At 66.3% G+C, this 14,032-nt stretch carries 14 protein-coding genes; 10 read left to right on the top strand and 4 right to left on the bottom strand.

What is annotated here, in order from left to right; genetic code table 11:
* The first annotated feature begins 201 nt into the window (after nucleotides 1-201).
* From IPK27_17660 to IPK27_17705, 10 genes are all read left to right on the top strand, one after another.
* Nucleotides 202-1,914, top strand: coding sequence for a TolC family protein (locus IPK27_17660; GenBank protein MBK8069380.1), 1,713 nt, complete (start codon nucleotides 202-204; stop codon nucleotides 1,912-1,914).
* Nucleotides 1,911-3,308, top strand: a complete 1,398-nt coding sequence (locus IPK27_17665; GenBank protein ID MBK8069381.1) for a copper oxidase — start codon at nucleotides 1,911-1,913, stop codon at nucleotides 3,306-3,308. The genes IPK27_17660 and IPK27_17665 overlap by 4 nt, the downstream gene beginning before the upstream one ends.
* Nucleotides 3,309-3,324: 16 nt before the next feature.
* A complete protein-coding gene (locus IPK27_17670) occupies nucleotides 3,325-3,978 on the top strand; it encodes a cytochrome c (protein MBK8069382.1) in 654 nt (217 codons plus the stop codon).
* Nucleotides 3,979-4,052: 74 nt separating this feature from the next.
* Complete coding sequence (locus IPK27_17675; protein ID MBK8069383.1) at nucleotides 4,053-4,544, top strand: nuclear transport factor 2 family protein; 492 nt, start codon at nucleotides 4,053-4,055, stop codon at nucleotides 4,542-4,544.
* A 158-nt stretch (nucleotides 4,545-4,702) separates the two neighbouring features.
* A complete protein-coding gene (locus tag IPK27_17680; protein MBK8069384.1) occupies nucleotides 4,703-5,080 on the top strand; it encodes a DUF411 domain-containing protein in 378 nt (125 codons plus the stop codon).
* Between the two features lie 100 nt (nucleotides 5,081-5,180).
* A complete protein-coding gene (locus IPK27_17685) occupies nucleotides 5,181-5,582 on the top strand; it encodes a MerR family transcriptional regulator (protein MBK8069385.1) in 402 nt (133 codons plus the stop codon).
* Complete coding sequence (locus tag IPK27_17690) at nucleotides 5,579-7,966, top strand: heavy metal translocating P-type ATPase (protein ID MBK8069386.1); 2,388 nt, start codon at nucleotides 5,579-5,581, stop codon at nucleotides 7,964-7,966. The genes IPK27_17685 and IPK27_17690 overlap by 4 nt, the downstream gene beginning before the upstream one ends.
* A 13-nt stretch (nucleotides 7,967-7,979) precedes the next feature.
* Nucleotides 7,980-8,732 carry a helix-turn-helix transcriptional regulator gene (locus IPK27_17695; protein MBK8069387.1) on the top strand — a complete coding sequence of 251 codons (753 nt, stop codon included), beginning with the start codon at nucleotides 7,980-7,982 and terminating at the stop codon, nucleotides 8,730-8,732.
* Between the two features lie 80 nt (nucleotides 8,733-8,812).
* A complete protein-coding gene (locus IPK27_17700; protein MBK8069388.1) occupies nucleotides 8,813-9,016 on the top strand; it encodes a hypothetical protein in 204 nt (67 codons plus the stop codon).
* Nucleotides 9,017-9,020: 4 nt separating this feature from the next.
* Nucleotides 9,021-9,671 (top strand): methyltransferase domain-containing protein, encoded by a 651-nt coding sequence (locus IPK27_17705; protein ID MBK8069389.1) that lies wholly within the window; start codon nucleotides 9,021-9,023, stop codon nucleotides 9,669-9,671.
* On the opposite strand, the gene IPK27_17710 is transcribed toward IPK27_17705, so the two are convergent.
* The 4 genes from IPK27_17710 to IPK27_17725 all read right to left on the bottom strand — a co-directional run bounded on the left by IPK27_17710 (nucleotide 9,672) and on the right by IPK27_17725 (nucleotide 14,028).
* A complete protein-coding gene (locus IPK27_17710; GenBank protein ID MBK8069390.1) occupies nucleotides 9,672-10,145 on the bottom strand; it encodes a hypothetical protein in 474 nt (157 codons plus the stop codon).
* Nucleotides 10,129-10,323, bottom strand: a complete 195-nt coding sequence (locus IPK27_17715; GenBank protein MBK8069391.1) for a DUF2933 domain-containing protein — start codon at nucleotides 10,321-10,323, stop codon at nucleotides 10,129-10,131. The genes IPK27_17710 and IPK27_17715 overlap by 17 nt, the downstream gene beginning before the upstream one ends.
* Nucleotides 10,324-10,421: 98 nt before the next feature.
* The gene (locus tag IPK27_17720; GenBank protein ID MBK8069392.1) at nucleotides 10,422-10,799 is read right to left on the bottom strand and encodes a hypothetical protein; all 378 of its coding nucleotides are present in this window, start codon (nucleotides 10,797-10,799) and stop codon (nucleotides 10,422-10,424) included.
* 109 nt (nucleotides 10,800-10,908) lie between these two features.
* Nucleotides 10,909-14,028 (bottom strand): efflux RND transporter permease subunit, encoded by a 3,120-nt coding sequence (locus IPK27_17725; GenBank protein MBK8069393.1) that lies wholly within the window; start codon nucleotides 14,026-14,028, stop codon nucleotides 10,909-10,911.
* Between the last annotated feature and the right edge of the window lie 4 nt (nucleotides 14,029-14,032).

Raw genomic sequence — 14,032 nt, forward strand, 5'->3', positions numbered from 1 at the left:
GCCAGACGATGGAAGTTGTTGCGATGGCGCATCCTGCCAATGCGGCTGTGTACTTCCTCCAGCGTTGTCTTTGCAGGCAACTTGCATGTCGGTAGTTGAGCCGATCCGCACCGCGCATTCGCGGTTGATTGCGCACATCGTTTTGCATCGCGACTCTCCTCCGCTACGCCCACCCGCGGCCTGAACGCGTAACGACTGTCCGTGTGGGCGCCATCCGGCGCTCGCACGCCCGTTGCCGCGTCTGCGCGTCCGTTCAGGACAGCGCCTGTCGCCTGTGAGGTTGAGTCTATGGCTTTGTTTTTTCGTTCCGCCGCGAGCGTCGCGGCGGCGCTGGCGTTGGTTGGCTGCGCCAGTCTGCCGCGCGAGCGCGGCTATTCCGAATCCCGCGACCTGATCGCGGATCGGCGCTCGGTGCCCCCCGATTGGTCGCCGCTCGGCGCCGATCCCGCTCCGCAGGTTCCGACCGCGCCGATCGGCGTCGAGGACGCCGTCCGGCTTGCGTTCTTCAACAATCCACGGCTGCGCGAGGAGTACGTGCGACTCGGCCTCGGTCGCGCAGATCTGGAGGATGCGCGTCGCCTGTCGAACCCGAGTTTTGGCTTTCTTCGACTCTCGCCGGACGGCGGCGAGGGTACGCAGATCACGCGCAGCCTGTCGCTCGGCTTGACCGATCTACTCCTCCTTCCGGTACGCAAGCGTCTCGCAGAGGGTGAGCTGGAGCGGCTGCAACTGGCGGTGTCGGGCGCGGTGCTCGAGATCGCGACTGAAGTGGAAGTGGCGTGGTACGAGGCGGTCGGCGCCCAGCAGATCGCCGCGATGCGTGATCTGGTGGCGCGCGCCGCCGAGCAGTCGGCCGAACTGGCACAACGCTTCTTCGATGCCGGGAATATCAACCGCCTGCAGCTCGAACAAGAACGTGCAGCTGCCACGCAAGCCCGCATCGAAGCACTGGCGGCCAACTCGAACGCCTTGCGTGCGCGACACCGACTGGCAGCGCTGATCGGTCTGTCGACCGGCGGAGAATGGACCACGCAGGCGCAGTTGCCCGCCCCGCGCGCGATCGGCTACGACGCCGACGCACTGGTCGCATCCGCGCTCGAAACGCGTCTCGACCTGGCCGCCGTGCGCCGCACGGTCGCGCTGCGCGAAGACGCCCTTGGCGTAACCCGGCGATGGCGTTGGCTGGGCGGCATCGAGGTCGGCTACGAGGATGAACGCGAGTTCGACGGCGCCCAAGCAACCGGTCCTTTCGCCTCGCTGGCACTTCCGATCTTCAACCAGGGACAGGGCAGCGTTGCGCGCGCCGAGGCGGAGTTGCAACAGGCGCGCGCCGAACTCGATGCCAAATTGCTGTCGGTGCAGAACGATGCGCGGCTGGGCCTGGACGCAGTCGCGGTGGCGCACACCATCGCAGAACGCCATCGCGTCGAATTGGTCCCGCGCCGCGAGGCCATTGTCGCGCGCACGCAGGAACAGGTGAACTTCATGTTGGTGGGTGTGTTCGAGCTGCTGCTGGCGAAACAGCAGGAGTACGACGCCTACCAAGCCTACCTCGAAGGGGTGCGCGACTACTGGGTCGCCCGCGCCGAACTGCGGGGCGCAATTGGCGGCCGCTTGCCCGACGACGATTCGCCGATAGAGCCTGCCATCGGCGTGGAAGCCATCCTCCCGGCCGCCGGTGTTCCGGCGGCAATGGATCACAGCATGCACAGCGGCCGGGAGCGCGATCCGCACGCGGGTCATCGCATGCCGGAACCCGCTTCCCCACCCGATCCGCACGCCGGCCATGACATGTCCGTGCCGACGCAGCCAGTGGATCCGCACCGCGAGCACCGCAAGTCGACCACGCCCGCGCCCGTCGCACCCGCGGATGAAGAAGCCGAGCCTCAGCACGACCACGGAGACACGCCATGAACCCTTTTCGCCGCCAATGGTTTCGCCTCGCGGGACTGGGAGCGCTGGCCCCATTCGGGCTGTGGGCGCAGCGCGCCGCCGCGCAGGACCACCAGGGCCACTCCGTCGCCGCAGCCGCCGCGCCTGCACCTTTGCCTGCTCCCGCCGCCGACGGCTATCGCCCGGTACGCACCTTGAATGGCTGGACTCTGCCGCACCGCATCGTCGATGGAGTCAAGGAGTTCCACCTCGTGGCCGAAGAGATCGAGCACGAGTTCGCGCCCGGTTGCCGCGCCAAGTGCTGGGGTTACAACGGCACCACGCCGGGCCCGACCATCGAGGCGGTCGAGGGCGACCGGGTGCGCATCTATGTGACCAACCGCCTGCCCGAGCACACCAGCGTGCATTGGCATGGCCTGCTGCTACCGTCGGGCATGGACGGCGTCGGCGGGCTGAGCCAGCCGCAGATCCAGCCCGGCGAGACCTACGTCTACGAGTTCACGTTGCGCCAGCACGGCACCCACATGTACCACCCGCATGCCGACGAGATGGTGCAGATGGCGGTCGGCATGATGGGCATGTTCATCATCCACCCCAGGGACGGCGAGCCTGAGCCCATCGCTCGCGACTACGCGATCCTGCTGCATAACTGGGCGCTGCATCCTGGCACTTATCGGCCCGATCCGTCGGTGATGCAGGACTTCGACCTGTGGACGATGAACAGCAAGGTCTTCCCCGCGATCGAGCCCTTGGTCGCGCGGACCGGCGAACGCGTGCGCGTGCGCGTCGGCAACCTGTCGATGTGGAACCATCCCATTCACATGCATGGTGTGCAATTCCACGTCACCGGATCGGACGGCGGCCGCTGGCCCAAAACCCTGTGGCGACCGGAGACCACCGAGATCGTCGGCGTCGGCCAGACGCGCGATCTGGAGTTCGTCGCGGTGCCCGGAGACTGGGCCTTCCACTGCCACATGTCGCACCACACGATGAACGCGATGGGCCACGAAATTCCGAACACGCTCGGCGTCGATCAATCTGGCGTGGAGGCGGAGATCCGCAAACTGCTGCCGGGCTACATGGCGATGGGGCAAGGCGGCATGGCCGAGCACCAGGAGCACACCGACTCCGGCCACATGACCGGCCCCGAGAACACCCTGCCGATGATGATGGGCAAGGGCCCGTTCGGAAATCTCGAAATGGGCGGGATGTTCACCGTGGTCAAGGTGCGCGATGACCTCGCCGCCGGCGACTTCCGCGATCCGGGCTGGTACCCCAACCCCAAGGGCACGGTCGCGCATCGCATCAGCGCCGATCCAGATTTCGGAAAGCCCGCGAGACGCGGCCCGCCGCCTGGCCCGTCGCCCACGCTCAAAGCCAAGCCGGTCGATCACTCCAAAATGAAGATGGGATAGGGAGCACCTTATGAATCTGTTCAAGACCCTCGTTGTTCTGGTACTGGTCGGCATGGTGATCGCCGCCGCCGTCATCTGGAGCGGCATCTACAACGTCGGTGCCGACGACCCGCACTGGTCTGCGACCCATCGCGCGCTCGAGGTGGCGCGCAAACGCTCGATCGCAGTCCGGGCGGCCGACATTCAGGTGCCCGACCTGTCCGACGCCGAACTGATCCGCAACGGGGCAGGCAACTACAGCGCCATGTGCGTGACCTGCCATCTCAGCCCCGACGCGCAGGAAACCGAACTGAGCGTTGGCCTGTACCCGCGCCCGCCGCGCTGGGATGCCCTCGGCCAGACCGATCCTCGCGAGGCCTTCTGGGTGCTCAAGCACGGCATCAAGGCGTCGGGCATGCCGGCCTGGGGCAAGAGCATGGACGATCGCTACCTGTGGGGCATGGTCGCCTTCATGCAGCAGTTTCCGGGCATGACCGCCGCGCAGTACCAGGCACGAGTTGCGGCCAGCGATGGCCACAGCCACGGCGGCGGCGAAACCGATGTCGGCGGTGGCGATCCGCATGCTGCACACGAAGGCGCGAACCCGGAGCGTTCGTCCTTTGAGCCCGTCGAAGATCCGATGGCAGCGCCCGCGGGCGACGACCACGCCGACAACGACCATCAACACTGAATCAGCCACCCACGAGGCCTGCGCCTCATCTCGAACTGGAGAAACCGATGATCATTCGAATGACTTCCCTCGCCTTGGCCCTCGCCCTCGCCGCTCCGATCGGCTGGGCCCACGGCAATGAAAAACACGGCTCAACGCAAGTAGCCGCCGGCCGCGTGACGGCGGGCGCCACGCTCAGCATCTCGCCCGAAGCCGCCGACGCCGTTGCGGTGCTGGAACGCTTCTCGGCCGCCTTGAGCGCGGGCGATCTCGACGGCGTTGCCGCGGATCTCGATCCGGCGGTGCTGATCCTCGAAAGCGGCGGCGCCGAGCGTACCCGCGATGAGTACCTCGGCGGACACGCCAAACACGACGCCGAGTTCCTCAAGACCGCCCACATCACGCTGAAGCGCAGGACGGCCCAGGCATCGGGCGACCTGGTCTGGGTCGGCAGCGAGAGCGAGATTCACGCGAGCAAGGACGACAAGATGCTGATGATCTCGTCGACCGAGACCGCGATCCTGCGCAAGACCGGAGCTGGCTGGACGATCGTCCATCTGCACTGGTCGTCGAGGGCACAGCGATGAGCCGCCGCACAGGTGGAAGCAGCGCCGCGTGGGGCCTCGCGAGCCTCGCAGCGCTGATGATGTCAGCCGCTTGCGCACGCGACCCGGACGCCACGAGCACGACCGCAAGCGCGCAGCAGGTCGCGACACCCACCCCCATGTCGGACACGACACCGGCAATGGTCGTGCACAAGACTCCCAGCTGTGGTTGCTGTGGCTTGTGGGTCGAACACATGCGACAAGCCGGCTTTACCGTTGAGGTGCGCGACACCGACGACCTCGCGCCGATCAAGGCAGGACTTGGCGTCCCCTACGGCAAAGGCTCCTGTCACACGGCAGAGATCGACGGCTATGTGATCGAGGGTCACGTTCCCGCCGAGGACGTCCGTCGCTTGTTGACTGAACGGCCCAAGGCGCGCGGTCTGGTCCTGCCCGGCATGCCGCTCGGCTCGCCCGGCATGGAGATGCCGGACGGCCGCGTGCAGTCCTACACGGTCGAGCTGTTGGAGGAGGACGGCAGCACCTCGACGTTTCGCCGTGTGGAAGGCGATCGCTGACTGACGCGAACCGGTCGCGACGGTGAATGCCGTCGCGACTGGGGCTTGACTCTGGACCCAGGTCCAGGGTGCAAGCTCACATCCCACAAGGAGAACGAACATGTCACTGAGCATCGGCGGGTTGGCCAAGCAGGCGGGAGTTGCCATCGACACGGTGCGCTACTACGAGCGCAATGGCCTGCTGGCACCGGCGGGTCGACTCGCATCGGGCTATCGCCGCTATGGCGCCGAGGAACTCAAGCGCCTGCGCTTCATTCGCCGCGCCAAAGTGCTGGGATTCTCGCTCGATGACATCCGTTCGCTGCTGGCGCTCAGTGCCGAGCGCGACGTGGCCCGCGTGCGCGCTGCGGCGCAGCGCAAGCTCGGAGACATCGAGTTGCGCATTACTGAACTCGAACGCATCCGCAGTGGCCTGCGGACGCTGATCGACGCTTGCCCCGGGCACGGTCGCAGCGAAGCCTGCCCGATTCTCAATGCGCTGTCCCAGGAGCAAGACGCATGAACCACGATCACCACTCACATGGCAGCAAGCCGCCGAAAGCGGCACACGGTCACGCACATCACCGCGCCACCAGCGGCGTTCACGATCATGCTGCTCATGCACGAAACAGCGCCGCACATGTCGACCCGGTATGCGGCATGTCGGTGGCGATCGACTCCCCCCACCAACTCGAGCACGCCGGGAACCTGTACCGGTTCTGCTCCGAAAAGTGCCGCGGCAAGTTCCTTGCCGATCCGACACGCTATTTGAGTCCCGTCGCCCAGCCTGCGGCCGTCCCGGCGCAGCCGGGCGCTCGCTATACCTGCCCGATGCACCCGCAGATCGTGCGCGACGAGCCGGGCAGCTGCCCAATCTGCGGCATGGCGCTGGAGCCCCTTCTGCCCAGCCTGGACGACGACGAAAACCCCGAACTGGCGGATTTCCGGCGGCGATTCTGGTGGACCTTGCCGTTCTCGGTATTGGCACTACTGCTCGCGATGGCCGGGCATCGACTGCCTGGTCTCGCGGCCGACACGCGCACCTGGCTGGAACTGGTGTTGTCGGCGCCGGTCGTACTGTGGGCCGGCTGGCCCTTCTTCGTGCGTTGGGCGGCCTCGCTCGCCAACCGCAGCCCGAACATGTGGACGCTGATCGGCACCGGCGTCGGCGCGGCCTTCGGCTACAGCCTGGTCGCAACGCTGGCGCCGGGCATGTTCCCGGAAGCCTTCCGCGAGCACGGCCGGGTCGGCGTCTATTTCGAGGCCGCAGCAATCATCGTGTCGCTGACGCTGCTCGGTCAGGTGTTGGAGCTGAAGGCGCGATCGTCTACGTCGGCGGCGATCAAGGCGCTGCTCGGGCTGGCGCCGAAAACCGCGCGCCGGCTGCGCGCGGACGGAACTGAGGAAGACATCCCGTTGACCCATGTGCACGTCGGCGACCGCCTGCGCGTGCGCCCCGGCGAGAAGGTGCCGGTCGATGGCGAGGTGCTCGACGGGCGTTCGGCGGTCGACGAATCGATGCTGACGGGTGAGCCGATTTCGGTCGAGAAGGCGGCCGGTGCACGCGTGATCGGCGCAACCATCAACGGCACCGGAAGCCTCGTGATCCGCGCAGATCGCATAGGCGCGGACACGGTGCTTGCGCAGATCGTGCAACTGGTGGCGCAGGCGCAGCGCTCGCGCGCACCGATGCAGCGGCTCGCCGACGTGGTCAGCTACTGGTTCGTGCTGGCAGTGCTGACGATCGCCCTGGCGACGCTGCTCGGCTGGGGCCTGTTCGGCCCCGACCCGTCATGGACCTACGCGGTGGTCAACGCCGTCGCGGTGCTGATCATCGCCTGTCCCTGTGCGCTCGGGCTCGCCACCCCGATGTCGATCATGGTCGCCACCGGCCGCGCCGCGCAAGCCGGCGTGCTGTTCCGCGATGCCGAGGCGATCGAGCGTTTGCGCACGATCGACACGATCATTGTCGACAAGACCGGCACGCTCACCGAGGGTCGCCCGGCTTTTCGCGAGGTGCTGGCGGCAACCGGATGGTCCCCGACCGAAGTCCTGCGACTGGCGGCAAGCCTGGATGCGGGCAGCGAGCATCCGCTCGCTGATGCCATCGTCGCCGAGGCACGCCGTCGCCAGTTGCCGCTGGAGGACGCCGCGGACTTCGAATCGGCGACCGGCATCGGCGTGCGCGGGCGTGTCGGTACCTACGCTCTGGCGCTCGGCAACACCGCGTTGATGCAGGAGAATGGCGTCGCAACCGATGCCCTCCATGCGGATGCCGAACGCTTGCGCACGGACGGCGCCAGCGTGATGTTCCTCGCCGTCGACGGTGCGCTCGCCGGCCTGGTGGCCGTGGCGGACCCGATCAAGGCGAGCACAGCAGAGGCCATCGACGCCCTGCACCACGCTGGCCTGCGCATCGTGATGGCCACCGGCGATGGACGCACCACGGCCGAGGCGGTGGCGCGGCACCTGCGCATCGACGAGGTGCACGGCGAAGTGCGCCCCCAGGACAAGGCGGCACTGGTTGTGCGCCTGCAGGCGCAAGGACGGCGCGTGGCGATGGCTGGCGACGGTATCAACGACGCACCGGCACTGGCTGCGGCGGATGTCGGCATCGCGATGGGCACCGGCACCGATGTCGCGATGTCGAGCGCTCAGCTCACGCTGGTCAAGGGCGATCTGCGCGGCATCGTCCGCGCTCGCGAGATCTCGTCCGCGACAGTGCGCAACATGCGCCAGAACCTCGTGTTCGCCTTCGCCTACAACGCGCTCGGCGTGCCGATCGCTGCCGGGCTGCTGTACCCGAGCTTCGGCTTGCTGCTGAGTCCGATGATCGCGGCGCTGGCGATGAGCCTGTCGTCGGTGTCGGTGGTAGCCAACGCGCTGAGGCTGCGGAAGGGCCAGTGAAAGGCCACGAGCAATGACGCACCACGAGAAATCGCCTGCCTGGTCCGGGCGCATTGCGCTGGGCACAGGCTGGGCGGTGTTTTCCGGCGACATGGGCGACAACCGGGTACACACCCACCATGCCCTCCAAATGGTCCTCGCTCCTTGCGAAACGGTCACCGTTTCCGTGCATGGTCAAGGCGACATCACTGCGCCCGGAGTGCTGATCGACGCGGACGTGCCGCACCGCGTCTGGCCCGGTGCCGCGGCGCTGCTGTACGTCGAACGCGAGTCTCACACGGGCCGGACCTTGGCGCTGGCCTGCGTGCGGGGATTGTCCCTGCTCACGGAGCGACAGCGCGATGCGGCGCTCAGCGTCTGGCCGTTGTCGACCGGCGCAGATCTGGGCCCGCTGCTCGCGGCACTCGGGTTACCCAAGTCGGTCCAGGCTCCGGCTGATCGCCGCTCCGACCGCGTCCGAGATCTGCTTGAAGGCCTGCCGGCCCGCAGCGAGCTAAACGGCACACTGGCGGAATTCGCAAGCGAAACCTCGCTGTCGCCCAGTCATTTCAGACATCGGGTTCGCGCACTGGTGGGGATGCCTCTGCGACCTTACTTGCGCTGGCTGCGATTGCGCCTGGCCTTGATGAGTGCCGCCGCGGGCGCGGACTTGAGTCGGGCGGCGCAAGACGCCGGATTTTCGGACGCTGCGCATCTGAGCCGAACCATGCAAAGACACTTCGGCGTGCCGCCCAGCGCCATTCTGGCTGCCTTGCGAACGGCTTGATTCCGCCGCTTTGTTCAAGCCAAACAGGCTCGCTCGCGGCAAGCTGCTCAGCCTATCGGACCCTCGAAGGCGGACTTTTCATGACCAACACTCTCCCAACCTTGTTGCGCTGGGCCCAACGAAGGCGACAGCCATTGCGGATCCTGATGCTCGTGGCGATCGTGTCCCTGTTTCTGGACGGCCTTCTGGTTGAACGCAACTTCGTGCACCTCATGCTCCTTCATCCGGTGCTTCTGATCGCACTGCTGGGTGCGCTGGCATTGACGGCAGCATCAGATGAGTAGCAATTTGCCCCACCGGGACTTCGTTCCGGCGTTGCGCTTCCCGTTCCTCACGCCATGGTACGACCGTCTGGTGGCGTTGACGGTGCGCGAAGCCCGGATGAAGGCGTCTCTATTGACCCACGCCGATGTCACACCCGGCGAGCGGGTTCTGGACCTGGGCTGTGGCACCGGCACCCTGCTGCTGCAGTTGGCCTCGCGAGTGCCCGGCGCGCGAATCGCCGGTGTCGATGCCGACCCAGCCATGCTGCGCCAAGCGCAGGCCAAGGCCAGCGCCGCAGGCATCTCGCTGGACCTTGCGCCTGCCTGGGCCGATGCACTGCCGTTCGCCGATGGCTCGTTCGACGTAGTGCTCTCCTCGCTCTTCTTCCACCACCTCCAGCACGACGACAAGCGACGCAGTCTCCGCGAGGTTCGGCGCGTACTGCGCCCTGGTGGCAGGGTGCTGATCGCCGATTTCGGCCGGCCAACCTCGTGGCTCGGACGAACCGCATTCCACCTGGTGCGCTTGCTTGACGGCTATGCCAACACCCGCGACCACGCGGAGGGCCGGTTACCTGAGTTCATGCACGACGCAGGCTTTGTTGACGTATCAACCCTGCACACACTGGCAGTTCCCGTCGGCCGAATAGGGCTGTACCGCGGCACTCGGCCCTAGCTAGCCGATACGCCTGGGGCCGCCCTTTCGCCGAAGGATCCAAAGCGCCAGCAATGGAACCACGATCCACTGCGCGAGCGGACTCAGGCCAATGCCAAGGATTGGATCGACGGGCATCGACTCGCGGTAGGCCCAGCGCCCGAGCCAGCGCGTGCTGATCCACTCGATGGCGACTGTCGTCAGAACGCCCAGCACCACGATGACCGCTTCCGTGCGATGGGCGCGGCGCATCCAAGGCAGCACGCGGGCGAGCAGCGGCGCAGCCAAAGCGCAGGCAAACGCGATCACTGCATCGCCCAACGTGCAATGCAGCGCAGCTTGCCAGGCTGCCGCGGGACCGGCGTCGATCCATAGCGTGTACAGCGGCGCGTGCGCGAGTTCCCATAGGGCAAACATCGGCAACGTGACGACCGCATACGCGACCGTCCGGCGCAGCGCATCCGCCAGCGAGGCGGGCTCAGGGCTTGCGGTCATCCGTCGAATGGTCGTGGTGCGCGTGATCGCCGTGTCCATGGAACAGATGCAGCAACGGGCATGCCAGCAGCAACAGGTACGGTAGCGCGCCCAGCACATGGCCCCAGTGTTCGCGCAAGACCACGAACGCAATCACGAGTGCGGCAGACAAGCCCACCATTTTCCAGTTCCGGTTCATGGCTGATTTCCTTTGGATGCAGGTACCGGCTGGCGCACGCGCGCCGGCCGGTATGAACGCCGCGTCGCCAACCAGCGACGCAGCGGCCGAAGCCCCGCCTAACGCTCCAGTTCCGCAGTGTCATTAGCGTGGATCTCGCCGGATACCACCTCGGCCCGCGCATAGTGCTCATCGAAGACTTCGACAATGCGCACTTGGCCCATCGGTACCCGCTTGAAGCCTGCTGGCGGCGCTTTCGGCGCGGTGTGAACTTGCTCGTTGCGATAGACGCTCAGCACCTGCCCCACTTCCGCGCCGTGGGCTTCACCGACGCACAAGACCACATTCTGGTCCTGCACCGACAGCACCTGTCCCTGCATGAAGTAGTGGCGCGTGGGACTGTTGCTGGCACAGGCAGACAACAGCGCCAACAGGGCTGCTGCGAACAGCAACCGGACGTGGCGCATCGGGTTGGTGGTGTTCATCTGGATGTTCATGTTGCTCTCCGATTGGCTGAACTTGAACCCGCATGCGGCGGGCCTGCGCGGCCGGCTTCTTTCATTCGCCCGTCGAGCCGGCCGCCGACGGGGGTATCTTTCGGCGCCGCTACGGCGTAGTGGTGGCTTCTCTCCGGATGGCCTGGCGCCTCTTCACCAGCGCATACAGCGCCGGAATCACCACCAGCGTCAGCACGGTCGACGACAGCATCCCGCCGACCATCGGCGCCGCGATGCGGCGCATGACTTCGGAACCGGTGCCGGTGCTCCACATGATCGGCAGCAGGCCGGCGATGATTGCGGTGACCGTCATCATCTTCGGGCGTACGCGTTCGACGGCGCCTTCGACGATGGCGTCGACCAGATCGCCGGCCGTCAGCGCTTCGCCGGCGGCCTTGCGCGCGGCAGCGCGCGCCGCCAGTGCGTGATCAAGATAGATCAGCATGACCACACCGGTCTGCGCGGCAACGCCCGCAAGCGCGATGAATCCGACGGCCACCGCGACGCTCAGGTTGTAGCTCAGCGCCCACATCAGCCAGACGCCGCCGACCAGCGCGAACGGTACCGAGAACATCACGATCAGCGATTCGGTGATGCGGCGGAAATTGAGGTACAGCAGCAGGAAGATGATGCCGAGGGTCAGCGGGATGACCACCTTCATGGTCGCCTGCGCGCGCTGCATGTACTCGAACTGCCCGCTCCAGGTAGCGTAGGTCCCGGGAGGAAAAACTACCTGCTCGGCGACGGCCTGCTGCGCGTCGCGCACATAGCCGCCGATGTCGCGTCCACGCAAATCGACGTAGATGTAGGCGCTGAGCAGCGCGTTCTCGGTGCGGATCGAGGGTGCGCCCTGGCTCAGGCCCACATGCGCGAGTTCGCCGAGCGGGATCTGCGCGCCATCCATGGTCGCAATGAGCACTTCGCGGGCGATACGCTCGGGCGAATCGCGCAGCTCGCGCGGGTAGCGCACGATCACGCCGAAGCGCTCGCGGCCCTCCACGGTGGTGGTGACCATTTCGCCGCCGAGTGCGGCGGCGACCACATCCTGGATGGCACCGACCGACAACCCATAGCGCGCCAGTTGCGTCAGGTCCGGCTCGATGTCCAGATAAAAGCCGCCGGTCAGGCGTTCGGCATAGGCGCTGGTGGTGCCGGGCACCGCGCGCACCACGCGCTCGATATCGCGCGCGACGGTCTCGATCTGCTTGAGGTCCTTGCCGAACACCTTGATGCCAATTGGCGTTCGGATGCCGGTGGAGAGCATGTCGGTGCGCGCCTTGATCGGCATCGTCCAGGAGTTGGCGACACCGGGAAACTTGAGCGCGCTGTCCATTTCGGCGATCAACTGGTCTTGCGTCATCCCCGGCCGCCACTGATCCTGCGGCTTCAGGTTGATCACCGTCTCGAACATCTCCAGCGGCGCCGGATCGGTGGCGGTCAGTGCGCGCCCGGCCTTGCCGAACACCGATTCGACCTCGGGGAAGGACTTGATGATCCGGTCCTGGGTCTGCAGCAACTGGCCGGCCTGGGTGACGCTCATGCCCGGCAACGAGGACGGCATGTACAGCAGGCTGCCTTCGTTCAAGCTCGGCATGAATTCCGAACCGAGTCGGCTGGCTGGCCACGCGGTGGCGATCAGCACTACCACTGCCAGCGCGATCACTCCCTTCTGGAAACGCAGCACGAAGGCGATCACCGGCCGGTAGATCGCGATCAGCAAGCGGTTCAGCGGATTCTTTGATTCGGCAAGGATGCGGCCGCGCACGAACAGGTACATCAGCACCGGCACCAGCGTCACCGACAGCACCGCGGCGCCGGCCATCGCAAAGGTCTTGGTGTAGGCGAGCGGCTTGAACAAGCGGCCCTCTTGCGCTTCCAGCGCAAACACCGGCACGAACGACACGGTGATGATCAAAAGGCCAAAGAACAACGACGGACCGACCTCCTTGCAAGCGTCGATGATCAGTTGCAGTCGGCTGCGGTCGCCGCCGCGCTCGATGTGTTTGTGCGCGTTCTCGATCATCACGATCGCGGCGTCGATCATCGCGCCGATGGCAATCGCGATGCCGCCGAGGCTCATGATGTTGGAGTTCATGCCGAGCGCGTGCATCGCCAGGAAGGCAATCAGCACGCCGATCGGCAGCATGACGATCGCCACCAGCGCGCTGCGCACGTGGAACAGGAACACGATGCACACCAGCGCGACGATGATGCTTTCCTCGATCAGCGTGGTCTGCAGCGTGGCGATTGCGCGGTGGATCAGATCGGAGCGGTCGTAGACGCTGCGGATGGCGACGCCATCGGGCAGGCCGCTGCTGATCTCGGCGATCTTGTCCTTGAGGTTGTGAATCACCGCCAGCGTGTTCTCGCCAGAGCGCGCGATGGCCACACCGGACACCACCTCGCCTTCGCCATTGAGCTCGGCGATGCCGCGACGCTCATCGGCGGCCAGTTCCACGGTGGCGACATCGCGGATCAGCACAGGCGTGCCGCCCTCGGCGCGCAGCACCAATTGTTCGATGTCGGTGATGCCGCGCAGGTAGCCGCGGCTGCGCACCATGTACTCGGTCTCGCTGATCTCGACGCTGCGACCGCCGACGTCGCGATTGCTGGCCTTGATGACTTCGCCGACCTGCATCAGCGGCACACCGTACTGGCGCAACTTCGCGGGATCGACGGTGACTGAATACTGGCGCACGAAGCCACCCAGGCTGGCGACCTCGGCGACGCCGTGCGCCTTGGTCAGCTGGTAGCGCACGTACCAGTCCTGGATCGCGCGCAGCTCGTCCAGCGAGCGGTCCTTGCCTTCGAGCGCGTACTGGTAGACCCAACCGACGCCGGTGGCATCGGGACCCAGCGTTGGCGTCACGCCCGGCGGCAGGCGCCCCGCCGCAAAGTTCAGGTACTCCAGTACCCGCGAACGCGCCCAGTAGAGATCAGTGCCATCCTCGAAGATCACGTAGACGAACGACGAGCCGAAGAACGAGAAGCCGCGCACCACGCGCGATTTCGGCACCGCCAGCATCGCCGTGGTCAACGGATAGGTGACCTGGTCCTCGACCACCTGCGGCGCCTGGCCGGGGTACTCGGTGTAGACAATCACCTGCACGTCGGACAAATCCGGCAGCGCGTCCAGCGGCGTGCGCGACACCGCGTAGATGCCGGCGGCGGTGATCGCAAGCGTGCCCAGCAACACCAGGAAGATGTTGCGCAACGACCATTCGATCAGGCGG

This window comes from Rhodanobacteraceae bacterium, from assembly GCA_016713135.1.
GTDB lineage: Bacteria > Pseudomonadota > Gammaproteobacteria > Xanthomonadales > SZUA-5 > JADKFD01.

Excerpts from the sequence above, each read along its gene's own strand:
- IPK27_17665 (MBK8069381.1), top strand. The coding sequence starts at position 1,911 with ATGAACCCTTTTCGCCGCCAATGGTTTCGCCTCGCGGGACTGGGAGCG.
- IPK27_17680 (MBK8069384.1), top strand. The coding sequence starts at position 4,703 with ATGGTCGTGCACAAGACTCCCAGCTGTGGTTGCTGTGGCTTGTGGGTC.
- IPK27_17715 (MBK8069391.1), bottom strand. The coding sequence starts at position 10,323 with ATGAACCGGAACTGGAAAATGGTGGGCTTGTCTGCCGCACTCGTGATT.
- IPK27_17720 (MBK8069392.1), bottom strand. The coding sequence starts at position 10,799 with ATGAACATCCAGATGAACACCACCAACCCGATGCGCCACGTCCGGTTG.
- IPK27_17700 (MBK8069388.1), top strand. The coding sequence starts at position 8,813 with ATGACCAACACTCTCCCAACCTTGTTGCGCTGGGCCCAACGAAGGCGA.
- IPK27_17710 (MBK8069390.1), bottom strand. The coding sequence starts at position 10,145 with ATGACCGCAAGCCCTGAGCCCGCCTCGCTGGCGGATGCGCTGCGCCGG.
- IPK27_17695 (MBK8069387.1), top strand. The coding sequence starts at position 7,980 with ATGACGCACCACGAGAAATCGCCTGCCTGGTCCGGGCGCATTGCGCTG.
- IPK27_17685 (MBK8069385.1), top strand. The coding sequence starts at position 5,181 with ATGTCACTGAGCATCGGCGGGTTGGCCAAGCAGGCGGGAGTTGCCATC.
- IPK27_17690 (MBK8069386.1), top strand. The coding sequence starts at position 5,579 with ATGAACCACGATCACCACTCACATGGCAGCAAGCCGCCGAAAGCGGCA.